Genomic DNA, 24,762 nt, shown 5'->3' with positions numbered 1-24,762 from the left:
TTTAATGTCTAGTGAAAAAATGCAAGTGATTTCTGAAAATTCATTTACATTATTCCAGTCTGATATCCGCTACACAAGCTCCTGTTGGAACCATTGGGAATACGTTTTCTTCTTTTTCAACCAATACTTCCAATAAATATGGTTTGTCGGAAGCAAGCATTTTATCAAGCGAATCGTTAAGATCTTCTCTTGCGCCACATGTATGTCCGTCGATACCAAAACCTTTTGCGATCGTGATAAAGTCGGGGTTTTGAAGTTCCACAAATGAATAGCGTTTCTGGTGGAAAAGCTGTTGCCACTGGCGAACCATACCCAGGAAATTGTTATTTAATATGATGATTTTAACAGGCAAACCACTTTGCGCAATGGTTCCTAATTCCTGAATCGTCATCTGGAAACAGCCGTCACCGATAATCGCTACAACCTCACGATCAGGTGCTCCTACTTTCGCTCCGAAGGCTGCTGGAAGCGCATATCCCATCGTTCCCAAACCACCGGAAGTGATGAACGAATTTGGTTTTTTAAACTGATAATAACGCGCTGTCATCATTTGGTGCTGACCAACATCGGCTACCACAACTGCCTCTCCTTTTGTTTTATTGGAAAGGGTACGGATAACTTCCGCCATTTTTATTTTCTCCGTAGTCGGAGCAAGTTCCGGCTGCGTTATCTTTTCATCTTCAATCGAATCAAATTTCTTGAATTCCGCTCTCCATGCTTCGTGATTATTTTCTTTCACGAGTGGTAAAAGCATTTCCAAAGCACGTTTGGCGTCACCTACAACCGGCGCGTCTGCTTTTTTGATTTTATCGATCTCAGCAGGGTCAATTTCGATGTGGATAACCTTGGCTTGTTTTGCATAACGGCTCAAATCACCTGTCACGCGGTCATCAAAACGCATACCAATCGCGATAATTAAATCACATTGGTTGGTAAGAACATTGGTACCATAATTTCCATGCATCCCCAACCAGCCCACATAATTCGGGTGGTCGACAGAAACAGAGGAAAGTCCTAATAAGGTTGAAGCCGCAGGAACATCTGTTTTTTCAATAAATTGCAATAGTTCTTTTTCCGCATGCGCAATTTGTACGCCATGGCCGAAAAATAAAAACGGACGTTTAGATTCGTTAATAAGCTTTGCAGCCGCTTCCACCTGCTCTTCTTTTGGCGACAGGCGTGGACGATAGCTCAGCAGTTTTTCGCATTTTTTATAGTCAAATGGTTTTGACATCAATTTCAGCTGGGCATCTTTTGTGATATCAATCAGCACCGGACCAGGACGCCCGGATTTTGCTATATAAAATGCTTTTGCAATGATTTCAGGGATTTCATCCGGATTGGTGATCTGGTAATTCCATTTTGTAATTGGAATCGTAACACCCATAATATCAGTTTCCTGGAAAGCATCCGTTCCCAGCAAATGAGATCCAACCTGACCAACGATACATACCATTGGTGTTGAGTCGATTATTGCATCGGCAATTCCTGTAACCAGATTCGTAGCACCAGGACCTGATGTTGCCAAACATATTCCAACCTCACCAGTAATGCGGGCAAATCCCTCAGCAGCGTGTGCGGCACCTTGCTCATGACGTACGAGAATATGATCAATTTGTTCCTGATAGTCATAAATAGCATCGTAGACCGGCATGATCGCGCCGCCCGGATATCCAAAGATCGTTTTGACGCCTTCGATAATCAATGACTGGATCAGTGCGTGAGAACCGTTGATCAGTTCTGGTGCTGCTACCGAAACAGGCTGCTCAGCGATTCCGGTTGTTTGTGTTTGGTTTTCATTAAATTCCATGACCTCTACTTATTTAGTCGGATGAATTTTTTAATCTCAATTTTGAATAATCTCCGAAGCCTTCCTCGGCCATTTCAATTATCTCAGGCTCACCTTTTGCTTTCTTAAAAGACGCTATGTATTCAGCCTTTTTTAATTCTTCGAAATAATGGGTAAGAGCCGCAGCAATGACATCTTTTTTGCTCGTCTTCAACTTAGCCGCTACTAACTCTAATTCTTTGAGTAGCGTGTCAGGTAATTTGCTGGTGTATGTGACTTGCATAATTGTCAATACTTTTTGCACGAAATATTACGCTTCGTCAGTAACACATCCTTCACTGGCAGATTTCACCGTGCGGATATATCTTCCCAACATACCTTTTGTAAATTTCGGTGCTGGCTGTACCCATGCCGCTTTGCGTGCTGCCATTTCCTCATCAGAAATATGCACAATCAGTTGACGTGTGTTTGCATCAATTGTGATTCTGTCGCCATCTCTTACAAGTGCGATCGGGCCACCGTCAAATGCTTCCGGAGTGATATGCCCCACCACAAATCCGTGCGTTCCTCCTGAGAAACGACCATCTGTGATCAGTGCAATTTTATCACCCAGTCCGGCTCCCATAACCGCAGATGTTGGCTTCAACATTTCTGACATACCTGGTCCGCCTTTTGGTCCGGCATTACGGATAACCACCACGTGACCTTCTTTTATTTCTCCTTTGGAAAGCATGGTAATAATCTCCGTTTCATGCTCGCAGATTTTTGCTTCGCCATCAAATGTCAAACCTTCTTTACCAGTAATTTTTGCAACAGAACCCGTTGGAGCAAGGTTGCCGTATAAAATCTGGATATGTCCTGATGACTTAATGGGGTTTTCCAGCGGGAAAATAATTTTTTGTGTGTCAAAATTAAGATCCGGTGCTTCAGCCAAATCTTCAGCCAAAGTTTTTCCGGTTACTGTCAAACATTCACCGTGGATCAGTCCTTTTGAATACAAATATTTCATAACCGCAGGTACTCCGCCAATGGCAAGAATATCTTCCATGAAATATTTACCGCTTGGTTTAAGATCGGCGATAAACGGCACTTTGTTGGAAATTGCCTGAATATCATCCAATGTTAAAGGAAGATCTGCTGCACGAGCAATCGCAAGAAAGTGCAATGCTGCGTTTGTAGAACCACCCAATGCCATAACCACCGTCAAAGCGTTTTCAAGCGATTTTTTTGTAATAATGTCTTTCGGCGTAATGTTCAGTTCCAGCAAGTTTTTCATTGCCGCACCGATTTTTTTGCATTCTTCCTGTTTTCCTTCGTGTGTAGCCGGATAAGAACTGCTGAAAGGTAAACTTAATCCCATCGCTTCAATGGAAGCAGCCATAGTATTAGCAGTATACATACCACCGCAGGCACCCTGACCAGGAATTGAATTTTGAATGATTCCTTTATAATCTTCGTCAGAAATATTGTTGGCGAACTTTTTACCAAGTGCTTCAAAAGCAGAAACGATATCCAGTTTTTGTCCTTTATAATGACCTGAACGGATCGTTCCACCATATACCATAATCGCAGGACGGTCTAAACGCGCCATCGCCATAACAGCACCAGGCATATTTTTATCACAACCTACCACAGCGATCACACCATCATACCACTGCGCAGCAACAACCGTTTCAATAGAATCTGCAATGATATCACGACTTGGAAGTGAATAACGCATCCCGTCATTTCCGTTGGTCATACCATCAGAAACTCCAATGGTATTGAAGATCAAGCCGACCATGTTATTAGCCGTAATTCCTTGTTTTACATAAACAGAAAGACCGTTTAAGTGCATGTTACAAGGGTTTCCTTCATAACCTGTACTGGCAATACCAATCTGTGGTTTTGCCATGTCTTCTTCTTTTAATCCAATGCCATAAAGCATTGCCTGAGCTGCCGGATTAGTAACTTCCTGAGTTAAGGTTTTCGAAAATCTGTTTAGTTCTGTCGCCATGGTGAATTATTGTAAGATAAAAAACACCTCACTCAGCGGGTGAGTGAGGTGCGGATATATGCCGTTAACATCTCACTCACGTCAAAGACGTGACTACGATCAGTAGGAAGATGGAACGTACGATTAACATAAATCAATAAAAAAACGAAAATATTTGTTTTAGCGAAATTTCGCTAACTCTAACTTGGTGTTACAAATTAGGAGCCTATCTTTTTATTTTCCAAATTTTAGGCCAAATATTTGCGGATATACTTAGATAAATCCCATATTATTTATTTGGTAAAGGTTCGTTCACAGAAAATAATTAATTTTGGTTTTCAATCAATGCAACATTCCATGCTAACAACCGAATCATCATCTCTCTACAATAATCTCGATCAAATGAGTGTCAATGAAATTTTGAACTCAATAAACCGGGAAGATCAGACCGTGCCTAATGCCGTTCAAAAGGTAATTCCTCAAATTGAAGCGTTGATCGAAGAGATTGTTCCGCGTATGAAAAAAGGCGGGCGTTTATTTTATATCGGTGCCGGAACGAGCGGTCGCCTGGGGGTTGTAGATGCGTCGGAATGTCCGCCAACTTTCGGCGTGCCATTCGATTTGGTTGTAGGAATTATTGCCGGCGGGGATATCGCAATTAGAAAAGCAGTAGAAAATGCTGAGGATAACTGGACGCAGGCCTGGATTGATCTTGCTCCGTATAATTTAAATGAAAACGATACATTAATCGGGCTCGCCGCTTCCGGCCGTACGCCATACGTGATTGGTGGATTAAATGAAGCGAAAAAAGCTGGCTTGTTGACAGGTTGTGTAGTTTGCAACGGCGGTTCCCCTATCGCAGCCGCTTGTGAGTTCCCCGTTGAAGTGGTTGTTGGACCGGAATTCCTGACGGGAAGTACAAGAATGAAGTCGGGTACTGCGCAAAAACTGGTGCTGAATATGATCTCAACTGCTGTGATGATCCGTTTGGGAAAAGTAAAAGGAAATAAAATGGTGGATATGCAGATGACCAACGAAAAACTGGTAAATCGTGCGATCCATATGATTATAGATGAATTAGGTGTTTCACCGGATGAGGCGGAATCATTGCTGGATCAGTATGGCAGTGTTCGTGGCGCGATTGAGGCGGTGAGGAAGTAGTAGCTGCTAATCAAATTTTTCATATCATATGAATTGTTTGATTAGAGTATAATGCTGAGATATTTTGTGTAGAGTAAATTGTATATTAATCCCTTAATAAATTATCCGTTTGATGATTTATCAAGGGATTTCACTTTTACGACATACACTTATGCAGGAAATATTAAAATCCGAAATTATCAACACGGAGAAAAGCAGATATAATCTCGAACTGATAAAAGCCGCAAACGGGTTATTTTATGTCTCAATTGGTCAGAGCATATTTGTTCATCAATTGGATACAATAGAATCAAATATCAGGATAAGGCCGTCTGACTTGGATGAGATTATTCAAATCTTAGTAAGCTATCAATCAGAAATCCGGAAGAATCACCCTAGAAAGAGAGTATTTACAGATTTTAGAAAAAAGGAATTAATAAACAAATATCTAAACAAATGTCTGGAAATTGAGACTTTGGCCGTTCAGTTTGATTGTTCTGTAAATGAAATTAAACAAATATTTTTTGAAAATAATATCGCAGTTACTTCCAATTCCATAGCAAAGGACAAGCCTGTCAGGAGGAGATTTTGGAGAAGAAAAAGGTCAGAATAACCGGAAGTATACCGATAGTTCTGACCTTTTTCAAAATATTGTTAACAATTAAATATCCGAATACTCAGTCGGATACATGTAGAAACTTGTATTTTTTGATACGTTGTTCTGATATTCAGGATTAACTTTCAATTTGTTCCATTCAGCATCATCGCTAAAAGATTTCCAGTGTGCATCCCGGTCAGCTTTATTTTCAAAAGTCGTCATATACATCAAATTTGGCTGATGACTTCCGGCAATTACTTCTCCGTAAAAAACTGCATTAAAGCCTAATCTTACGAAAAGAGGAACTTCTCCACCTTGGGTAAACATTTTTACTTTGTTCTGATATCTTCTTTCAGTATGTCCTTCATAGCTGCGCATTTCATATACACGCTCACTTTTAGCACCTTTTAAATTTGGCTTTGCATGCGTTGGCATCGTTGTGAATGCCTGAAGGATTGTAGTTTCAAAACGAGTGTAAGGAGGCGTTTTGTAAGAAGCGTCAAGATAATCTTTTCCGGCTTCCAGGTATTTTGCATCTTTTTCCAGTGTTTTTGGAAGTGAAAGTAACTGATCCAGTGAATTTAACGGTGTCAAAACATAGATCAGTTTTCCGCTCATAGTATCCGATGGAACCGGTTTAAATACACCAACATCTTTAATTCCGGCACGATGCGCGGCTGGTACATAAGCCTCTTTCAGATAATTTTCAACCGCTGCTTCCTGCGTTTTGTCTTTCAGGTGATATATTTTTATTTCATAAAATTCTCTTTTTGGCGGAGCCGCCATTGCACTAACTGATAAAACAACAAGCATTAAAATGCTTAAAATAAAATTTCGTTTTTGTGGATTGTTCATAAAATTGTTGCTCTGTGATATTTAGGATTGGTATATATCAAAAAGAGGAGCAGTTTAGGATTTTACTGTAACGAAACGCCAGATTTAATACAATAAAATTTATGTTATTTTAGAATTTAGGACAGGAAAGCTGATGTTTACTGCTTCTTGATCTTTTCTTTTTAGGTGTAAGTGGTTCAAAAATATAGGATAATGAAATCTCATGAGCACCTCCGCTGCCAGCGCCCAGCGTTGATATTGTCAGATCATAACTATATCCAATCGAAAATTTGTCCTGACGAAAACCAGCCAGAAAAACCAGTGATTCATGATTATTTATCGTCGGCTCATATTTTTTGAAAGGAATTCCACGGTACCACATTCCTAATACCAAAGGCTCAATGGTTACATACATACCTACATCCAGCTGATCATATTTTCCTTGTTTCTTGTAAAGGATGGCTGGAGAGATAGTTTTTTCTTTATCAATCTCATCTCCCAAATACGTATAGCCGGCAAACGGTATTCTTAAACCAGCCTGTAAACTAGCTTTTACCGGAAGCCTTGCCTCGGTACCACTAAATGCCTGATTCGGCCGGTTAATGTGATGTGCCGATAAACCTGCCCAGTACCAGTCAGAATACACCATCATACCGGTTGAGAAGTCAGCATAACTAACATTGGGGCCTCCTTGTGCAAAAGGATCAGTTGATGGCGTGCCGGTCAGTCCGCCGTTGTTATACTGATCACCAAAAGTTAATCCATAATAATCAAGAGAACGGGAAGAAAAACCGCCCTGAATACCAAGCCTTAATGAGGTTACTTCATTCAATGCAATCTGGTATGCATATTGTAAAGCGACATCCGTTGCTTTTAGATTTCCCAAACCCTGGCTATCCGTTGTGACCTGAATACCAATCCCACTGTTATAGTTTGGAAGAAAAACATCCGCACCAAAAGATGCCGTTACAAAATTGGCAGAAAGAGCCGGCCATTGATTCCGGTAATTGGCTGTAAGTCTCGGAGCTAATGCCCCACCTGCCAAAGCGGGATTGAGGTATAAGGGGTTAGCATAAAATTGGGAAAATTGCGGGTCCTGGCTCCAACCTTCGAGGCTGAGCAGTGTCATAAAAATAAGAGAGAGTAAACGCTTTATCATACAATAATAGACTTTGTCCGCTATTTACGGCGAATTGTGTATAGTGACATAAAAAATTACAGGTTTTAATTCACAAATTGTCGCCACATTGCGTAATTATATTCAAATTAGCATGGTTTTTAAGACATTACCACACAAAATTTTAACATATTATTTTCGTTAGAATGATCAGGTAACAAGAATATTAAAGTGGCTCGGTAGGGATGATTGATTTAGTAACGAAACATGAGGCAATTTTATAATACACATCGGAAAATATTTTATTCATTTTTCTTTTTGTTCTTTCTGGTAACGGGATTTGCAAAAGGTCAAACTTTCACGGTCACAGAAAAGTGCGTGCCAAGTCCGGCGTGCGCGGAGGATGGAACTGTGTTTAATGAAGACAACAATAGCAAGGCTACGGCCTGGGCCTGGGATTTTGGAGACGGAGGAACGGATATTGTACGAAATCCTTTGCATGCTTACAAAACTGCCGGGACTTTTAATGTCACATTGACCAGAACTTTTGCTGATGGTTCGAAGACAACGGAAACGCAGGCAATTACTATTGGAGAAGTTCCACCTGCATTTCAGAAATGGAAAGCAGATACTACCATCTGTCCCGGACAAAGTATTGATTTGAATCCTTATCCTACCAATGCACCCGCAGGCGCAAAATATATCTGGTATCCAAAAGGTGATACAACACAGATTTTAAAAGTCGACAGCTCCGGATGTTATTCCGTTCAGGTTATTATGCCAAATGGTTGTAAACTCCAGGATAAGGTTAATGTGAAGATTTGTATGGAACCTACCAATTCGGAAGGTGCCAAATGGTATTTTGGAGCGAATGCGGGGCTTGATTTTAATAATTCTCCGCCATCACCTTTAACGGATGGTCAGGTAAATACGGCAGAAGGGGTTTCTTCCATAGCAAATTCAAAAGGTGAATTGCTGTTTTATTCTGATGGTATCACCATCTATAATAAGGACCATAAGAAGATGGATTGCTTTGCGATCGCCAACTGCGCGCCGCTTTTAGGTAGTCATACATCCACAGAATCGGTTTTAATTGTTCCGCAGCCCACCTGCCGCGGTTGTGAATATTTGTATAATGTTTTTACAACAACAGATATTCAGGGTACGAAATATCTTACAGTAAGTGTGGTAGATATGCGCCGGAATAATGGTAAAGGTGCCATTATAGAACAAAATACAACCTTACAGCAGCCAACAACGGAAAGAATTGCAGCGGTTGAAAATAAAAGAGATACCACCTATTGGGTTGTTTCACATGATTACGGAACCAATAAATTCAGAATTTTTCACGCTACAACCGGTGGTCTTACAGAGACCAGTTCTCCTGAATTGGGTATGGCGCACGATTCCTTGAATAAAGGAGAAGGATATATGAAATTCTCTTCACCGGACAGTACCAGCGGTGACCGGCGATTGGCAATTGTCATACCAGGACCGCCTACCAATTATGTTGAATTGTTCAAATTCAATGATTCAACAGGTGTTCTTACCTATGACAAAAAAATAAATCTCGGGCCTGCCCCGCCTATTGCGTATGGGATAGAATTTTCTTCCAGTGGTGAAAAAATGTACGTCACCTTTCAGGGAGACGGGAAAACCAAATCATATTTAAAACAATACGATCTTACATTTAGCGACAGTACGCTGGTAGAATCCGCGCTGGTTATCGACAGTTCTGCCACGCAGAAGTACGGGGCTTTACAAATGGCTTCTGATGGGAAGATATACATGGCTGTTGACGGAAGTGATTATCTGGGTGTGATTGGAAAACCGGAAAGAAATTCTGTTAGTACGATTGAATATAAATTAGAAGGTGCAAATCTTGGTGGCAAAAAAAGTGGATTAGGTTTGCCTAATATGGTTCAGGATTTCTCTCAGGAATCATCCGGGCCAGGCTTTACTGCTGATGGTTTTTGTACCAATGAACCGACAACCTTTGAAGCCGGACCGATTTGCGATCCCAAAGAAGATACGTATAGCTGGAACTTCGGTGATGGAAGTGCTCCTACTGCTCCATCAAAACAACAACAAAAGGCAACCCATACTTACACGCAGCCTGGTAGTTATCTCGTAACGCTCTCGCAGACAAATGAGTGTACGACAATGGTAACAAAAGATACCGTTGTTATTTATGAAACACCACCTGCTATGAATCTTCGTGCGAACATCGATACTTGCGGACAATATATTCAGCTGGACATGGGTATCACAGCGCAAATTTATGAATGGTATAACAGAGGCAGAATTGTTGGCCGTTCCAGGACTTTGAAAGTTACTGCCACTGGTCGCTACATTGCCGTTGCCTATAATGGTCCGCAAAGAGATTGTTTCACGGCTGATACTACCGAAGTCACCTTACGAAAGCCGCCGGCATTTGATCTGGGGGCAGATACAACCATGTGCCGCGACAGTTCTATTTTAATTACGGCTCCGGGACTTACGTGGAGAGAGTTTTTATGGAATACCGGTGAAAAAACAAGGAGTATAACCGTTCGTCAGCCGGGTACTTACTTTGTTCAGGTTAAAAACGGGAACGACTGTTATAATGCGGATACAATTCAGGTTGGAGAACTTCCATCACCTTTCCTGGGACTTGCGCCTGAATACTATATCTGTATACCTGATGGCGGATCGACCGTGCTGGATGCCAAAGGTGTCGGGGTTATCCATTACGAATGGCCGGCTACCGGTGATACTACACAAACAATAACGGTAAATCAAAAAGGCGTTTACACCGTTTTGGGGACAAATAAGGAAGGTTGTATTGCACAGAAGTCGACAACCGTTTTAGATCAATGTGAACCCCGGTTCTTTATTCCTGATGCTTTCACACCAGATGGAAATGGTAAAAATGAAACACTGGAAGTTTTTGGAGCATATTACACCAATTATTCCATCCGGATTTACAACCGTTGGGGTGAGGTGATATATGCAACCAATTCGATTGAAAGCCGTTGGGATGGGACTTATAAGGGCATGAAAGTGCAGCCGGGCGTATATCCATATATTGTTTCTTACGAAGCCCAATATTTCCCTGAAAGAAATCCTGTTGTGTTGCGTGGCTCTGTCATGGTGATTCGTTAACTGTTCGGTTTTGCCAATAAAAACGGTTATTTTTGATCAGGTAACATGTGTGCGTTTTTTGTTGAAGCGCTATAAATATTGTCGAAAAGCTTATGCGCCAGGATTATCTGTCCGGAGATAAAGAAAATCTTTCTAATACTGAAAAAGATGTAGAGCGGGCATTACGCCCGCTTTCGTTTGATGATTTTACAGGACAGGAAAAAATTCTTGAAAATTTAAAAATATATGTTTTGGCAGCCCGGCAGCGGGGTGACGCCATGGATCACGTACTATTGCATGGCCCTCCCGGTCTTGGAAAAACGACGTTATCGCATATCATCGCCAATGAGCTGGCTGCGGGAATTAAAATCACCTCAGGCCCTGTCCTTGACAAACCCAGTGATCTGGCTGGTTTGCTGACCAACTTACAGGAACATGATGTACTTTTTATTGACGAGATCCATCGTCTGAATCCGATTGTCGAAGAATATCTGTATTCTGCCATGGAGGATTATAAAATCGATATCATGCTGGATAGCGGTCCGAATGCCCGTAGTATCCAGATCGGTCTGAATCCTTTTACACTGATTGGTGCAACCACACGCGCCGGAATGCTGACGTCGCCTTTAAGGGCACGTTTTGGTATCAATGCGCGACTGGAATATTATGACGCCCAATTGTTGAAATCAATCTTAAAAAGATCAGCCGAAATTCTTGGAACGCCACTAGAAGATGATGCCGCTTATGAAATTGCCCGCCGTAGCCGTGGAACCCCGCGTATAGCCAATAATCTATTACGCAGAACGCGTGATTTTGCGCAGGTGAAAGGTAATGGCAGAATTACGGTAGCCATCGCCGAAATGGCTTTGTTGGCACTCAATGTAGACCAGAACGGTCTGGATGAAATGGATAACCGGATTTTGAGTACCATCATTGAGAAATTCAAAGGCGGCCCGGTTGGACTTTCCACTATTGCTACGGCTTGTGGAGAGGAAGCGGAAACCATTGAAGAGGTTTATGAACCATTTTTGATTCAGGAAGGCTATATGAAACGAACTTCCAGAGGCCGTGAAGTAACCGAAAAAGCATACCGTCATTTGGGAATACTGCCAAGGCATCGCTCAGGGGAGTTATTTTAAAAATCCTATCGCTAGAAAAGCTGATTTTAAGATATTTACGCTTATGTTAAGATAGTGTCAACAAGACAATAATTGATCCAATGGCATTGTATATTCTTCGATAATTGCGTACTTTTGCGTGAAATTTTGTGTCACTGCTGGTATGATAGAAAGTATTGTTGCTGTAAAGTTGGTTGTGAGAGTGCCTTGTGCAATTATTGAACATGATGGAAAAGTCTTGGCAGGACAGCGTAGTGCGGCACTTTCGTTTCCGCTGCAATGGGAGTTTCCCGGGGGAAAGCAGGAGGAAAACGAAAATGATGAGGAAACCCTTTTTCGCGAAATCCGTGAAGAACTGGATGTGGATATTGAAATAATTCAAAAATTGCCGGTGACGATAAAAGATCAGGGTTGGAGAGAAATCATTCTGGTGCCTTTTGTTTGTAAACTGCGCACTTTTGAAATGACCTTATCGGAGCATGAGCAAATCATGTGGCTTGATCCACAAGATTTGCTGTCATTAAACTGGACGTCCGGGGATCTGGACATTATTAAAAGTTACTACACCTACCTATCGGGTAAATGACATTCTTTTTCCTTTAACCGATTCATCAAAAACACCATTTTCGTAGGCCAGATGGCCGGACACAAAAGTATGTGTTATGACAGACTGGAAATCTGTCCCTTCAAAAGGTGACCATCCGCATTTTGAATAAATATTGGAAGGTTCAACCAAAGTGATTCCATCAAGATCAACAAGAACCAGATCTGCCCAGTATCCCTCACGAATATAACCTCTGTCTTTAATCTGGAAGCAATCTGCCACGGCATGACTCATTTTTTCAGCTACTCTTTCCAAAGGTATCTTTCCTTGTTTACTGAATTCCAACATCACATTTAGTGTATGCTGAATCAAAGGTAACCCGGAAGGTGCCTGCCAGTAAGGTAATGCCTTTTCTTCGATAGTATGCGGCGCATGATCTGTTGCAATTACATCAATGCGATTATCTAAAACCGCTTGTAAAATCGCTTCTTTGTGATGTGGTGCTTTGATAGCCGGGTTGCATTTGATCTTGTTTCCAAGCGTCCGGTAATCTTCTGCATCAAACCATAAATGATGCACACAAGCCTCGGAAGTGACAAGTTTTGGAGATCCGTCTGCCAGCAGTATCTTACCATTTTTACGCTCTCCAACTTCAAAAAGTGACACTTCATCCCCAGTCGAGATATGAAGAATGTGTAATCTGGTTTTATGTTTATGTGCCAGGCCACTTGCGAAAGTGGAGGAAATCAGACAAGCCTCTTCATTTCTGACCAAAGCGTGAATATCGTAAGGAACGTTATCACCATATTTTTCTTTAAAAAACTCCATCCGCTGGCGAACTGTTGCTTCATCCTCGCAATGTGTCGCAATTAACATTGGTGCGTTAGCAAACAGCTTTTCGAGAACTTCCGGCGAATCTACAAGCATATTTCCGGTAGAAGAACCCATAAATATCTTGATTCCGCAAACCTGCGTAGGATCTGTACGCATTACCTCGTCGTAGTTGGTATTAGAACCACCCATAAAAAACGAATAGTTCGCCAAAGAGCTTTTTTCGGCAATATCATATTTATCCTGCAAAAGTTGCTGGGTGAGCGCATTGGGAACCGTATTTGGCATCTCCATAAATGACGTTACACCGCCCGCAACTCCGGCCCGTGCTTCAGAATGAATATCAGCCTTGTAAGTCAACCCCGGCTCGCGGAAATGAACCTGATCATCAATTACACCGGGTAGCAAATAAGTGCCCTTAGCGTCAATAAAACGATCAGCAGGAAGATTTTGCAGGTCTTTTCCAATGCGTTGGATGTGACCATCAGCGATATATACGTCAGATTCGTGTATCGTATTTTCATTGACAATTCGGGCATTCAGGATAAGGGTATTCATTGCTTATGAGGAAAATGCTAATTATAAAAAGTCAAAAAACAACCAGGATGTCGATGTTGTAAAGTTAACAAGGTCTGTTCTGACCAGCTAATTTATTCAATCATTCTCTCATTCAAAATTATTCTGTTATTCTCTCATTCAATCATTCAAAATTGTCATGGCTTCTCTCTGGTTTGATTTCGTTGATCTGATTTTTCCAAGATGTTGCGAGGCTTGTGACAAAGGTTTGATCGGTAATGAGGAAACTATCTGTACATCATGCAGAATCGGACTTCCAAGGATTGAGCAGGATAGTGTATTTAGTGCGTCTGTCAAACAAAAATTTGTTGATGTGCATGAAGTGGCCGGGACAAATTCATTTTTATTATTTACCAAAAAAGGTAAAGTACAAAAACTTTTACACGCGCTGAAATATCGCGGTAAATCTGAAATTGGTGTTTTACTCGGTTTTATGTTCGGGCAGGAAATGTTATCAAATGGAAATTTGCCTGAGGCTGATCTGATTGTTACAGTTCCTTTGCACAAAAAGAAATTGAAGATCCGCGGTTATAACCAGAGTGATAAACTGGCCGAAGGATTTTCAAATGCAACAAATATTCCCTGGTCAGGAAAGGTATTGGAAAGGACAAAATTCACAGAAACACAAACGGGAAAGACCCGTAACGAACGCTGGGAAAATGTTAAAGGAGTATTTCAGGTCAATGGAAATATGGAAGGACTTACCGTTATTATCATCGACGATATCTTAACAACCGGCGCAACTTTGGAAGCCTGTATGGAAGTTTTGAAGAATGCAGGATGTATACAATTTCACATTTTGACGATTGCTTCAACTCAGCATTAAAAGAAAACAAGCACAAAAAAAATCAGGATCAGGTTTTTAAAGCCTGATCCTGATTTTAACTATATTATTTTCTCTAAAAGAATCTTATTTATGACTACCAGTTGCGATCATTGCACAACGGAAACCAACTGATGCAGTTGCAGAATCCTGATCCATGTAACGACGTGTTCCCGGAGATAACCAGTAAGCTACATCAGACCATGAACCACCTTTGTAAACACGAAGGTTATCGTTGATAAGAGAGTTGCTGTTTTTGTTATCGTAGTTTTTCGCATCATCCTGGTATCCATCGCGACGGAATGCGTTTAAGTCATTTACATCATTGTTGGAAAGCGGACGATAAACATCATAAACCCATTCGCTAACGTTTCCAGCCATATCATAAAGACCGTTATCATTAGCAGGATATGAACGAATTTCCTGCGTGATAATCGCGCCATCATTTGATTTACCAGCGATACCTGCATAATCCCCAGGTCCGCGTTTGAAGTTGGCAAGCATTGTTCCTTGTTTACGGCCACGAGGCTGACGCATCGTTGAACCATCCCAAGGATAAATACGCTGGTTTGATTGGTTTTCGTCAGCATACTGTGTACCGATCATCGCGATCGCAGCATACTCAAATTCTGCTTCTGTTGGCAGACGGTAAGGAGGCATTACGTAACCACTTTCAATTCTAAGTTGTGTTGGTTCCGCTGATGCAACCGCTTCTGCTTCCGCAGCGTTGGCAGCTTTTTTCTTCTTGCCGATAGCAAATCCTTTTTTCTTCTGTCCGGCTTTGTTACCAATTGCCGTATTGCTCTTACTTACAGCGGCAGTTCTCCATGCGCAATAGTCGTTAGCCTGAACCCATGATACACCTACAACAGGGTATAAACGGAAACCAGGGTGACGAAGATACATAGTCACGTATGAATCGTTGAATGACAATTCATTATACCAAACAGCTGTGTCAGGTAAGGCTTTGCTGTAAAATTCTTCGGATGAATCCTTTTGAACAGCATTTAAGTATTCAAGATAGTGAACGTTGGCAACTTCCGTCTGGTCCATATAGAACGACTGGATACTTACCGTACGTTTCGGATTATCGCGTCTGTTCATGACATCTTCTTCCAAAGATCCCATCGTGAAACGGCCTCCTTCAATATAAACCAAGTCAGGACCAGCAGGTAATGCTTTGTATTGTTTCACCTGATAGCCATCCTTGCCGTTATACGCCAGGCCTGTTTTTGAACTTTCTTTTCCAGGCTTTAAGCTCGTTGGCCTTTTTTTCTTACTACACGAAGTAGCCGCTAATAACACAATCAGTATCAACGCGATCGACCGGATACCCATCTTATGCATGCAAATCATTGCTTTAAAGTGACTTAGAGTGTTTGGTATTTAATAGTATGCGAAACTGCAAATGTATGAAATCAATCGAACTTATTTGCTATAAATCCATTATTGACACATTTCAACTAAAATCTTGTGCGCCTGATCAATACTTTGCACATTTTCATAGATCAGCATCAGTTTCCCTTTCTGGTCTTTCAATGAGCCTTGTTTTGGATGCATTTTGATATAATCGATAATTTTCCCAAATCTTGGAGACTGAAAAAACTCGTCGTTCTGCGATGTAACGAAGTATCCTTTCAATGTATTGCTTTTCAAAGTTAATTTTTCGAAATACAAACCTTCTGCTTCCCAACGCAAACGAACCGTTTTGAGTAAATTCTCGACTTCCTTTGGCAACGGCCCGAACCTGTCTGCTACTTCTTTTTCAAAACCAATCAGTTCCACATTCGTTTTCATATCATCAAGACGGGTATATAACGAAAGTCTTTCTGAAATATTCTTGACGTAATTTTCTGGAATTAACGTTGCAAAATCGGTTTCAATCTGACAATCCGGCAATAATTTTGACGGCAATCCCAAAGCTGAGGAGAAAAGATCTTTGAACTCATTATTTTTCAATTCAGCAACTGCTTCATCCAGCATTTTATGATACAATTCATAACCCAGATCGTTCACAAAACCGCTTTGTTCAGCACCTAATAAATTTCCGGCCCCACGAATATCAAGATCGCGCATTGCGACTTTAAACCCGTCCCCCAGTTCAGAAAATTCTTCCAAAGTTTGCAAACGTTTTCTGGAATCACTGGCTAAGGTAGACGCGTTTGGCGTTAAAAGGTAACAAAAAGCTTTTCTGTTGGAACGCCCTACCCGGCCACGCATCTGGTGCAGATCTGAAAGTCCGAACATATGGGCCGAGTTAATAATGATCGTATTGGCATTGGCAATATCAATTCCGGATTCAATAATGTTGGTTGAAACCAGAATATCATATTCGCCTTCAATGAAATCAACCATCACTTTTTCAAGCTTGTCGCCATCCATTTGTCCATGCGCCACACCGATCCTTACTTCCGGCACCAGACGCATAATAATGTTAGCGATAGACTCAATATCATTCACCCGGTTATGCACAAAGAAAACCTGTCCGCCGCGCTGTACTTCAAAACTGATCGCATCACGGATAAATTCTTCACTGAATGAATGAACTTCAGTAGTAACCGGCTGGCGATTTGGCGGCGGAGTTGCAATAACGGAAAGATCTCGCGCGCCCATCAAAGAAAAATGCAACGTTCTTGGAATAGGCGTTGCTGTTAATGTCAGAACATCCACATTCACGCGCATTTCCTTCAAACGGTCTTTTGCTTTTACACCAAATTTCTGTTCTTCATCCACAATCAAAAGACCCAGATCTTTGAAATGCACATCTTTATTCAAAATCCTGTGTGTCCCGATCAGGATATCAATTTTGCCTTCCGCTGCTTCTTTCAGTGTGTCTTTAATCTGTTTTGTTGATTTAAAGCGGTTGATATAACCCACTTTTGCCGGAAAATCAGCCAAACGTTCGCTGAATGTTTTGAAATGCTGCATGGCCAAAATCGTCGTTGGCACCAGAACTGCTACTTGTTTGCTATCACAAACCGCTTTGAAAGCAGCGCGGATTGCCACTTCCGTTTTTCCAAAACCAACATCACCACAAACCAGACGATCCATTGGATGGCCTTTTTCCATATCATCTTTTACGCTGGCGATCGCCGTTGCCTGGTCCGGGGTATCTTCATAAATAAATGAAGATTCCAGTTCTGCCTGCATATAATTATCTGGAGAAAACTGGAAACCTGGTGCCTGGCGACGTTTTGCATAAAGCGCAATCAGCTCGTGGGCAATATCTTTAAGCTGTTTTTTAACTCTTGATTTTTTCGCTTCCCATTCACCGGAACCCAATTTACTCATCGCAGGCGGTGTTCCCTCTTTGCCGGTGTATTTGGCAATTTTGTGCAGGTTATGCACACTCACATAAAGCAGATCATTGTCACGATAAATCAAACGGATTGCCTCCTGCTCCTTTCCATTCACATCTTTCCGCTCCATTCCGGCAAATCGGCCGATACCGTAATCCACGTGTGTTACAAAATCACCGACATGCAGAGATTTTAACTCTTTCAGCGTAATCGCTTTTGATTTGCTGAATTTCTCTTTTAAACGATATTTATGGAAACGGGCAAAAATCTGGTGATCGGTATAACAGGCGATTTTCAGATTTTCATCAATAAAACCTTCCCGGAGTGAAATGTTCGGTATAGGCTGAAATTTGACAAACGGATCAAGATCTTCAAAAATCCTTTCCAAACGATCCAGCTGTTTCGGTTGTTCAGCAACTATGATATTGACAAAACCTTTTGATTGATTTTCAGAAAGATCGTCCAGTAACCGTTTAAAATCCTTATTAAAAGACGGTTGCGGTTTGGAAGAATAGGGGAGTTTGCTTTCAGTTTTAAAATAAAACCTGCGACCGAATTCCACCGTTTTAAATTTCTTGATCTGATTTAAAAAACCACGTCTTGTTTCAAATAAATCAGAAGGATTTGAAACAATCTGAATACCGCCGCTCGTCACTTCCTGCAATGCTTTCTCCGCTTTTTCGAAACAGCTTTCAATTACTTCCAGCGTCAGCTCAGCATCTTTAAACCACAAAACAGAATCCTCGTCCAGGAAATCCATGAAGGATTCCCTTGTTTCATGAACCAGTTTTTGCTGAATATCCGGGACGATATTAATTTGTTTGGCAGTTTCAATCGAAAGTTGTGTATCCGGATCAAAAGATCGGATACTTTCCACTTCGTCACCAAAAAGCTCGATACGGAACGGATGTTCACTTGCAAACGAAAAAACGTCCAGAATACCTCCACGCACAGAAAACTGCCCGGCTTCGAAAACAAAGTCGGTAATTTCAAACCCATAACTGGTCAGGAATTCTGTCAGAAATGACGGATCCAGCTTCTCGCCTACTTTCACAGAAAAAGTGTTGGCAATTAACGATCTTTTGTTGATCACTTTTTCAAAAAGTGCTTCGGGATATGTTACAATCTGAAAAGGTCCGGGTTTGGCAACGTTCAGTTTGTTCAGGATTTCGCCCCGCATCAAAACGTTGGCATTGTCAACTTCTTCGTAATGATATGGACGTTTGTAGGATGTCGGATAATATAAAACCTCCGTTTTGCCCAGCAAATTCTGCAAGTCATTCTGAAAATAGGCAGCCTCTTCCCGATCGCTCAAAATGTATAAAGCCGGACTTTTCTTTTTTTGCTGAATAGCGGCTGCAATTACCGCATCTACACTGCCAACCAATCCTTTGATCTGGATATGTGCAGCATCCTGTTTCTTCGAAGCAATTTGTGAAATGAACAGATCCAGATAACTGTCACCTCCATATAGCGTCAATAAATCTTTTACTTCCAAAAGTATATCTTAATTGTTAGAGGAATTTCCCCCGGTTTTATAAACTTTATCAAACACAAAAAGCCGTTCCAGGGATTTTCCCGGTCGGCTTTAACTTAACAACAACAGTTTTTTCGGTTTTGTTTACTGTTATTATTCATTTACAAAGATAAAGTGAAATGAGTCAGGGACAACGTAAAATTTTTGTGAAATGTCTTAATTTGAAATCAGTTTATTTTCTCCAAAACCTCGTCAGTGAATATCATTTTGTTAATGGTTTCACAGGTAATTCGCAGACCATCTTCAAAAATTTTATGTGGATTCGCACTTCCTGTCAGTTCATCACTGTAAGTCTGACTGTCGGCAACCTGTATTTTTTTATTATTCAGGAACAATGAAGATTCAAATTGGAACGCCGCTGAGGAATTATTTGAAGTGACAGGAACTGCCACATTTCCTGCAAGAACAGCCGAAGTAGACGATCCCCCAACCTTCCAGAACGGCCTGATTCGATAGACAACCAGTACTAAACCTTTCTCAGGAGCTATTCCCAGGAAATTAACAGTTTCAAAATTTTTGTTGAAAGTACTTTTCAACCCATTAATTACGCTTAGTCTAAAATCACGGACTTCCATTTTTTTAATTCCGCCACCGTCCATTACAAGACTATCTCTCACATCTTCCATTAAGACAATGTTCAAAGGCTGGATGATTTTTTTCTGAAATGGTTTTGCGTAAGGTTGAACCGCAACATATCCCAATGGCCGCAAGTGATTGCTGCAACCGGTAAAAATGAATATGAAGAACAATGCAATGAGGAAGGTGTGTTTGAACTTCATAATGAAAGTTTGATGAAATGTTAGACTTACAAAGTTTTTGAGATATGATAAAAGTATAATAAATATAAGAATCGTTATGTTTAAATGCAAAGGGAGTGACAATAGAATTCGGAAATTTTCATTTTAACCACATTAGTCAATACAAAAAATATCCGTCTGCTTAATTTTTGGTTTCTTTGGATACAAATTCATGGTAATTTTTTCACATTCATGATCGACTGGCTCAATCAATCCATAACTTTCGCGGGCATAGCCACAACGGTTCTTGAAATCCTGGGTTTTCTGACAGGCGCAATTTGCGTGTATCTCAATACCCGCCAAAATGTATTGGGCTGGTTTTTCGGGATTATCAATGCCGTACTTTATGTGATCGTTTTTTGGCAGGTGAAGTTATATGCCGATATGAGTTTGCAGGGCTATTATTTTTTTACCAGTATTTATGGCTGGTGGATGTGGTTATATGGCGGTAAAAGTCACGACGGGATTTCTGTAAGTAATACACCATCAAAGCTTTATGTAATTTTCGCCATTATTTTTTTAGCAGGAACGTTGCTTTGGGGATTTCTCCTCGGCCGTTTTACAAATGCCAGTTTTACCTATGTTGATTCTGCCTTAACCATTGCCAGTTTGATCGCGCAATGGATGATGGTGCGAAAATATCTTGAAAACTGGATTGTCTGGATTGTGGCTGACGCCTGTTATACCATCATGTATTTTTACAAAGATCTATACCTAACAGCCATTTTGTATGCCGTTTTTCTGGCATTGGCTGTTCTGGGATATATTCAATGGAAAAAAGATATGAAGAAACTGACAAATGCCAATTTTTAGCAATCACCAAAAGGAATTTCCTGTTCTTCCAGGATTGTTCTTATCCTTGGCGAATCTTCAAAAATAATCCGGAGCTCTTTTTTAGCAACATCTTCCTCTTCATCCATCCATTTCCAGTCTTCCGCCGTGGCGTCAAAAATGTCAATAAGGGCAAGAATTTTATCGTCTGTTTTTTCCTTGGAAAGCCAGTCGTTGGAATTTGTGATATATAAAATCACCTTTTCTTCCGTGATCCATTCCAGATCGTTCAGCATCTCATCCAGAGCATCCAGATTTTTTCCGGAATAATCAGGGAAGTTTAGCGCCTCGCCAATTTGCTCATGAAAATCTTTTAGAGAAGTAGCTTTTTGCCCGTCAACCTTGGCAATAAACGCACCCAGAAACGATTTTCGCAGATCTGTATCTTTTTTTGCAAGAAGAAAATGTGTGTTTTTCATGGTGTTATACTGATCAAATCAGATGTAAAAGTAAAATGTTATACAAAGATAAAAACCTGCCGGGGAAACTTATTCGATTTCGATAAAAGAATCATAATGATCCCGCGTATACCAGGCGCGTTTATTTTTGCTGGTGATCAAACGTTCGGCTCCTCTGTTTTTCCCTTTTTTCTTAGGATTAACATCCCATTCCTGGTATTGCATGATACTTCCAGCATCGTCTTTTAGTGGCAGATGTTTTTCGAAATTCCCGAATTTTCTGCCGCCCTGGTATCCTTCCGGTGCCCTGCCAGTTTCCCGGACATATGCCAAAACATTCAAAACCTTTTGCGGAATCTCGCCTTTTTGTTTTTTGTTTAAAAGCGATTTGTCAGATTTCCTGGTAAGTTTTTCCGGTTTTCCTGATTTGGCTTCTGTTTGCTCCCGGCCCGGAGAATTTTCCTGAGACGTGTTATTTCCATTGCCTGAACAGGCCACGGCAAACAACGTTGCAAAGATAAAAATGCTTTGTTTAAGCCAGGAAGAAAACGGGGTGTAGCTGATTTTTGAAATCATAATTTTTGAAAATATAATAAAGACTTTTTACATAAAGAACCTCATCGTGCAGACAATGAGGTTCTTATAAATTTAAATTATACTATTTTTAATTTAACGAAAACATGGGCAGCCTCAGTGCTACGACATTATTAAACATCAGTTTGCAAATGGTTGGGTCCATATAATCAATCAGTGGAAATTCTGAAACCAGGGACATTACTTCAAATTCAGTTTCCGCTCTTACAACGCACCAAAGTTTCAGACGATCTTCTGATAAAGCATAAGACATCAGCCGTCCCTGCTCCATCAACTCGTTGATTTTTTTTCTCTGCGCCGGTATTTTCTCAGTGTATTCTTCCGTCATAACAGCCGGAAGTTGGATTTCAACCATATATTGACTCATGAGCGAAAGAGGTTAGGTGCGTGAAAAATCTATCTTTACTCTTATAAAAGGATATGCGCAATGTAATAGTTCCTGCGGGATAATTGGCCCGGCACTCTTTAACGCATATTAACAGATCAACGATTTTATGAATCCCGTGTTTGAACTCAGGTAAGTTAAAAAAAGTTTTAATTATTTAAACTTATGTTCCAACCATTTTTCAAATATAGGTGTCAACTTATTGAAAGGCTGGCAAATTATTTATTCAGGAAGATAGTGAAGCAGGTTTAAAACAAGACATAATCCTTATTTATAAGGCAGAATATATAAATCAAACCGAAAGTAGCACCCCCTTAAACTTCGGATGACTTTTAACGAACAGGAATTGGTGATTGGCTGTCAACAGCGCAACCGTGTCGCCCAGAAACAGCTATATGATGTTTTTGGCGGCAAATTGTTTGCTATATGCTTGCGATATACCAAAAACCGAGATGATGCAGAAGATGTTTTACAAGATGCTTTTATAAAAATTTATGAGAATATAAGTACGTTTCGAAATGATAGTCCGCTTGAATACTGGCTGCGTTCCATCGCGGTCAATACAGCGTTAAACCATTTGAGGCAGCATAAATATCTTAAGCAGCTCGACGACATTGATACGCATGAAAATGGCTTGGCCGGAAAGGATATTACTTTGGCAGATTTTCAGTGGCAGCAGCTGCTGGAATTTATCAAGGAGTTGCCTATCGGCTGTCAGACAATTTTTAATCTGTACGCCATTGAAGGTTACCAGCATAATGAAATAGCCCAGAAATTAGGTATATCCGAAGGAACCTCGAAATCGCAGTATTCGCGTGCCCGAACGCTTCTTCAGGAAAAGTTGAACAAAGAAACAAGATTTGATGATGGATCCGTCCAAACAAAATAGCTTTGAAGAGCAATGGAAAAAGGCATTTCAGGACTCTACTGAAACGCCCCCTCTGTCTGCCTGGAAAGGTATAGAGGCTCGCCTTGATGAGGAAGAAAAGGAAAAGGTGATTCCGCTTTGGTGGAAAACACCGCGCTACTGGTATGCCGCAGCTTCGGTTGCAGCCTTGCTTATGGTTGGTATTGCTTTGTGGGATGGTTCTTATGATGTGAACAACAACAAAGCAAATTCGCAGATCGCAGCTACTGATAAACAATTAATTGATAGTCAGAAAGCGATTATTGAAGAAGAGAAAGGTGTTATTCAAACTGAAAAGCAAATCGGAAAAACGCAGATTTTAAATTCTGAAAATGCAGTTTCAAATGTTGAGAGAAGAAAAGAACTGTCAGAAAAAGACAATGATTTTATAAGTGCGGGTGAAAAGTTAGCGGTGCAAAAACCGGCTTTTTCGGAAAGTAGAAATGACGTTCAGCCTTCTGCTGAGAACAATATTGCTGCTTCGTCCGGATTTAATAAAGAAAGAAAATCATTGTTAGCCAGCGATTTAAAGAAAACAGATGAAATTGCTGATTTGAATAATAATCCTGAAAAACCGTTTGTAATGTCAAATCCGGATGCTGCAAGCCAAATTCTGGCCGAGGCATTAACACCGATCGGCTACAAAGATCTGGATGTTTATGTGCAGAAACGTTATGTATTTTTTAAGCCTGATGCGATAGCAAGTAACAAGAGCCCAAAAAAGGAAAAAAAGAAACAGGAATATTGGGCTGATGTAAATGTGATGCCTGCGAGTTTTAACCCAAATATCAATGTTGTAAATGCACCGTCTGCTTATGCCTCTGCGAATGCATCCAGACAATCATTATCCGGAAGCAGCCGTTCAGGCGCCTCCTACGCGCTTCAGACGCAAGGAGCGAAACGTATTTCCAAACACTGGTCGGTTGAAACGGGTCTGAATTATTTGCAGGGAAATTCGACCTATGAAGGTGGGGGTTATTTATTGAATGCAGTGAACAGCCAGTCGGAAAATGTTTTGCAAAGTGCATTAGCAGATAAAACGGCATCGGGATCTAATGCTTCTCCTAACAGCCCTACTACGGGTGGTGGTGCTGCCTATTCTGCCTCCAATACACTTTATATTGATTTAAATAAAGAAGTCATTAATAATTACCGTTTTGTTCAGGTTCCGGTTCAGGCTGGTTTTACATTAAATCCTGATAAGAAATTAAGCTATTCTGTTGTGGGTGGGGTAATAACCAATTTCTTTATCAACAATGAATTTGAGTCGGCTTCGGGATCAATAATCACCTCAACACCGAAAGACGATGTATACCGGAATTTGAATTATTCAGCAACAACAGGTCTTCGTTTTAACTATAAACTGTCGGCAAAATTAAAAGCAACACTTTCAGGATCTTATCAGCGGTCGCTGCTTTCAGGATTCAAAACCAGCGAATCACTGGAATCACATCCATCTTTATATGGTGTTGCCTGGGGTGTGAGGTATTCTTTTTAAAAAAAGATTTTATCCGTTCCAACCAATCAGCAGAAAATTGACTCTTTG

General features: G+C 40.8%; 21 protein-coding genes. 9 read left to right on the top strand and 12 right to left on the bottom strand.

Features of this window, described 5'->3' with window-relative positions; all coding sequences use genetic code 11:
* Positions 1–49 precede the first annotated feature (49 nt).
* Genes ilvB through ilvD form a run of 3 tightly spaced genes read right to left on the bottom strand, consistent with a single transcriptional unit; the run spans position 50 to position 3,785 of the window.
* Positions 50–1,810, bottom strand: coding sequence for a biosynthetic-type acetolactate synthase large subunit (gene ilvB, locus LXL81_RS27380; RefSeq protein WP_234650959.1), 1,761 nt, complete (start codon positions 1,808–1,810; stop codon positions 50–52).
* A gap of 13 nt (positions 1,811–1,823) precedes the next feature.
* A complete protein-coding gene (locus LXL81_RS27375) occupies positions 1,824–2,072 on the bottom strand; it encodes a CopG family transcriptional regulator (RefSeq protein WP_234650956.1) in 249 nt (82 codons plus the stop codon).
* A 27-nt stretch (positions 2,073–2,099) separates the two neighbouring features.
* The gene (gene ilvD / locus LXL81_RS27370) at positions 2,100–3,785 is read right to left on the bottom strand and encodes a dihydroxy-acid dehydratase (protein ID WP_234650954.1); all 1,686 of its coding nucleotides are present in this window, start codon (positions 3,783–3,785) and stop codon (positions 2,100–2,102) included.
* Positions 3,786–4,121: 336 nt separating this feature from the next.
* On the opposite strand from ilvD, the gene murQ reads away from it, so the two are divergent.
* Both murQ and LXL81_RS27360 read left to right on the top strand, forming a co-directional pair.
* The gene (gene murQ / locus LXL81_RS27365) at positions 4,122–4,925 is read left to right on the top strand and encodes an N-acetylmuramic acid 6-phosphate etherase (protein ID WP_234650953.1); all 804 of its coding nucleotides are present in this window, start codon (positions 4,122–4,124) and stop codon (positions 4,923–4,925) included.
* Between the two features lie 151 nt (positions 4,926–5,076).
* Positions 5,077–5,517: a hypothetical protein gene (locus LXL81_RS27360; protein WP_234650950.1), complete on the top strand. Its 441-nt coding sequence runs from the start codon at positions 5,077–5,079 to the stop codon at positions 5,515–5,517.
* A gap of 48 nt (positions 5,518–5,565) precedes the next feature.
* Here LXL81_RS27360 and LXL81_RS27355 read toward each other — a convergent pair whose 3' ends face one another.
* Together LXL81_RS27355 and LXL81_RS27350 are read right to left on the bottom strand one after the other, a co-directional pair.
* Positions 5,566–6,357 (bottom strand): NIPSNAP family protein, encoded by a 792-nt coding sequence (locus tag LXL81_RS27355; RefSeq protein ID WP_234650948.1) that lies wholly within the window; start codon positions 6,355–6,357, stop codon positions 5,566–5,568.
* 109 nt (positions 6,358–6,466) lie between these two features.
* On the bottom strand, positions 6,467–7,495 hold the full coding sequence (locus LXL81_RS27350) for a type IX secretion system membrane protein PorP/SprF (RefSeq protein ID WP_255713964.1): 1,029 nt from the start codon (positions 7,493–7,495) through the stop codon (positions 6,467–6,469).
* Between the two features lie 225 nt (positions 7,496–7,720).
* On the opposite strand from LXL81_RS27350, the gene LXL81_RS27345 reads away from it, so the two are divergent.
* From LXL81_RS27345 to LXL81_RS27335, 3 genes are all read left to right on the top strand, one after another.
* Complete coding sequence (locus LXL81_RS27345; protein WP_234650944.1) at positions 7,721–10,597, top strand: PKD domain-containing protein; 2,877 nt, start codon at positions 7,721–7,723, stop codon at positions 10,595–10,597.
* Positions 10,598–10,689: 92 nt separating this feature from the next.
* A complete protein-coding gene (gene ruvB, locus LXL81_RS27340; RefSeq protein ID WP_234650941.1) occupies positions 10,690–11,715 on the top strand; it encodes a Holliday junction branch migration DNA helicase RuvB in 1,026 nt (341 codons plus the stop codon).
* 142 nt (positions 11,716–11,857) lie between these two features.
* A complete protein-coding gene (locus tag LXL81_RS27335) occupies positions 11,858–12,280 on the top strand; it encodes a (deoxy)nucleoside triphosphate pyrophosphohydrolase (RefSeq protein ID WP_234650939.1) in 423 nt (140 codons plus the stop codon).
* On the opposite strand, the gene LXL81_RS27330 is transcribed toward LXL81_RS27335, so the two are convergent.
* Complete coding sequence (locus LXL81_RS27330) at positions 12,266–13,627, bottom strand: dihydroorotase (RefSeq protein WP_234650937.1); 1,362 nt, start codon at positions 13,625–13,627, stop codon at positions 12,266–12,268. The genes LXL81_RS27335 and LXL81_RS27330 overlap by 15 nt on opposite strands.
* Before the next feature lie 157 nt (positions 13,628–13,784).
* Here LXL81_RS27330 and LXL81_RS27325 point away from each other — a divergent pair, with 157 nt between their 5' ends.
* A complete protein-coding gene (locus LXL81_RS27325) occupies positions 13,785–14,471 on the top strand; it encodes a ComF family protein (protein WP_234650934.1) in 687 nt (228 codons plus the stop codon).
* An 84-nt stretch (positions 14,472–14,555) separates the two neighbouring features.
* Here LXL81_RS27325 and LXL81_RS27320 read toward each other — a convergent pair whose 3' ends face one another.
* From LXL81_RS27320 to LXL81_RS27310, 3 genes are all read right to left on the bottom strand, one after another.
* Positions 14,556–15,815 carry an SUMF1/EgtB/PvdO family nonheme iron enzyme gene (locus tag LXL81_RS27320; protein WP_234650932.1) on the bottom strand — a complete coding sequence of 420 codons (1,260 nt, stop codon included), beginning with the start codon at positions 15,813–15,815 and terminating at the stop codon, positions 14,556–14,558.
* Positions 15,816–15,914: 99 nt separating this feature from the next.
* Entirely contained in the window at positions 15,915–19,265 is a 3,351-nt protein-coding gene (gene mfd / locus LXL81_RS27315; RefSeq protein ID WP_234650930.1) for a transcription-repair coupling factor, read from the bottom strand.
* Between the two features lie 206 nt (positions 19,266–19,471).
* Complete coding sequence (locus tag LXL81_RS27310; RefSeq protein WP_234650928.1) at positions 19,472–20,083, bottom strand: hypothetical protein; 612 nt, start codon at positions 20,081–20,083, stop codon at positions 19,472–19,474.
* A 210-nt stretch (positions 20,084–20,293) separates the two neighbouring features.
* On the opposite strand from LXL81_RS27310, the gene pnuC reads away from it, so the two are divergent.
* Positions 20,294–20,914 carry a nicotinamide riboside transporter PnuC gene (gene pnuC / locus LXL81_RS27305; RefSeq protein ID WP_234650926.1) on the top strand — a complete coding sequence of 207 codons (621 nt, stop codon included), beginning with the start codon at positions 20,294–20,296 and terminating at the stop codon, positions 20,912–20,914.
* Here the strand turns inward: pnuC and LXL81_RS27300 are convergent.
* From LXL81_RS27300 to LXL81_RS27290, 3 genes are all read right to left on the bottom strand, one after another.
* Entirely contained in the window at positions 20,911–21,351 is a 441-nt protein-coding gene (locus tag LXL81_RS27300; RefSeq protein ID WP_234650924.1) for a barstar family protein, read from the bottom strand. The two genes, pnuC and LXL81_RS27300, sit on opposite strands and share 4 nt — an antisense overlap.
* Before the next feature lie 69 nt (positions 21,352–21,420).
* Positions 21,421–21,906, bottom strand: coding sequence for a ribonuclease domain-containing protein (locus LXL81_RS27295; RefSeq protein ID WP_234650921.1), 486 nt, complete (start codon positions 21,904–21,906; stop codon positions 21,421–21,423).
* 88 nt (positions 21,907–21,994) lie between these two features.
* Positions 21,995–22,291, bottom strand: a complete 297-nt coding sequence (locus tag LXL81_RS27290) for a muconolactone Delta-isomerase family protein (RefSeq protein WP_159475541.1) — start codon at positions 22,289–22,291, stop codon at positions 21,995–21,997.
* A 343-nt stretch (positions 22,292–22,634) separates the two neighbouring features.
* On the opposite strand from LXL81_RS27290, the gene LXL81_RS27285 reads away from it, so the two are divergent.
* Both LXL81_RS27285 and LXL81_RS27280 read left to right on the top strand, forming a co-directional pair.
* Entirely contained in the window at positions 22,635–23,198 is a 564-nt protein-coding gene (locus tag LXL81_RS27285) for an RNA polymerase sigma factor (protein WP_234650919.1), read from the top strand.
* Complete coding sequence (locus LXL81_RS27280) at positions 23,173–24,714, top strand: hypothetical protein (RefSeq protein ID WP_234650917.1); 1,542 nt, start codon at positions 23,173–23,175, stop codon at positions 24,712–24,714. Before LXL81_RS27285 ends, LXL81_RS27280 begins: the two co-directional genes overlap by 26 nt.
* Positions 24,715–24,762: the final 48 nt, after the last annotated feature.

Origin of the sequence: Dyadobacter sp. CY356 (assembly GCF_021440195.1) — a bacterium.
Lineage (GTDB): Bacteria > Bacteroidota > Bacteroidia > Cytophagales > Spirosomataceae > Dyadobacter.
Note: the sequence above shows the minus strand (reverse complement) of the source record. Positions and strands in the feature narration are given on the sequence as shown.

What these genes read in the sequence shown, in the direction of transcription:
- LXL81_RS27320 (WP_234650932.1), bottom strand. Translation starts at nt 15,815, where the DNA reads ATGCATAAGATGGGTATCCGGTCGATCGCGTTGATACTGATTGTGTTA.
- LXL81_RS27290 (WP_159475541.1), bottom strand. Translation starts at nt 22,291, where the DNA reads ATGAGTCAATATATGGTTGAAATCCAACTTCCGGCTGTTATGACGGAA.
- LXL81_RS27335 (WP_234650939.1), top strand. Translation starts at nt 11,858, where the DNA reads ATGATAGAAAGTATTGTTGCTGTAAAGTTGGTTGTGAGAGTGCCTTGT.
- ilvB (WP_234650959.1), bottom strand. Translation starts at nt 1,810, where the DNA reads ATGGAATTTAATGAAAACCAAACACAAACAACCGGAATCGCTGAGCAG.
- ilvD (WP_234650954.1), bottom strand. Translation starts at nt 3,785, where the DNA reads ATGGCGACAGAACTAAACAGATTTTCGAAAACCTTAACTCAGGAAGTT.
- murQ (WP_234650953.1), top strand. Translation starts at nt 4,122, where the DNA reads ATGCTAACAACCGAATCATCATCTCTCTACAATAATCTCGATCAAATG.
- LXL81_RS27280 (WP_234650917.1), top strand. Translation starts at nt 23,173, where the DNA reads ATGATGGATCCGTCCAAACAAAATAGCTTTGAAGAGCAATGGAAAAAG.
- LXL81_RS27285 (WP_234650919.1), top strand. Translation starts at nt 22,635, where the DNA reads ATGACTTTTAACGAACAGGAATTGGTGATTGGCTGTCAACAGCGCAAC.
- LXL81_RS27325 (WP_234650934.1), top strand. Translation starts at nt 13,785, where the DNA reads ATGGCTTCTCTCTGGTTTGATTTCGTTGATCTGATTTTTCCAAGATGT.
- LXL81_RS27350 (WP_255713964.1), bottom strand. Translation starts at nt 7,495, where the DNA reads ATGATAAAGCGTTTACTCTCTCTTATTTTTATGACACTGCTCAGCCTC.
- LXL81_RS27300 (WP_234650924.1), bottom strand. Translation starts at nt 21,351, where the DNA reads ATGAAAAACACACATTTTCTTCTTGCAAAAAAAGATACAGATCTGCGA.
- LXL81_RS27360 (WP_234650950.1), top strand. Translation starts at nt 5,077, where the DNA reads ATGCAGGAAATATTAAAATCCGAAATTATCAACACGGAGAAAAGCAGA.
- LXL81_RS27330 (WP_234650937.1), bottom strand. Translation starts at nt 13,627, where the DNA reads ATGAATACCCTTATCCTGAATGCCCGAATTGTCAATGAAAATACGATA.
- LXL81_RS27345 (WP_234650944.1), top strand. Translation starts at nt 7,721, where the DNA reads ATGAGGCAATTTTATAATACACATCGGAAAATATTTTATTCATTTTTC.
- pnuC (WP_234650926.1), top strand. Translation starts at nt 20,294, where the DNA reads ATGATCGACTGGCTCAATCAATCCATAACTTTCGCGGGCATAGCCACA.
- LXL81_RS27355 (WP_234650948.1), bottom strand. Translation starts at nt 6,357, where the DNA reads ATGAACAATCCACAAAAACGAAATTTTATTTTAAGCATTTTAATGCTT.
- LXL81_RS27295 (WP_234650921.1), bottom strand. Translation starts at nt 21,906, where the DNA reads ATGATTTCAAAAATCAGCTACACCCCGTTTTCTTCCTGGCTTAAACAA.
- LXL81_RS27310 (WP_234650928.1), bottom strand. Translation starts at nt 20,083, where the DNA reads ATGAAGTTCAAACACACCTTCCTCATTGCATTGTTCTTCATATTCATT.
- ruvB (WP_234650941.1), top strand. Translation starts at nt 10,690, where the DNA reads ATGCGCCAGGATTATCTGTCCGGAGATAAAGAAAATCTTTCTAATACT.
- LXL81_RS27375 (WP_234650956.1), bottom strand. Translation starts at nt 2,072, where the DNA reads ATGCAAGTCACATACACCAGCAAATTACCTGACACGCTACTCAAAGAA.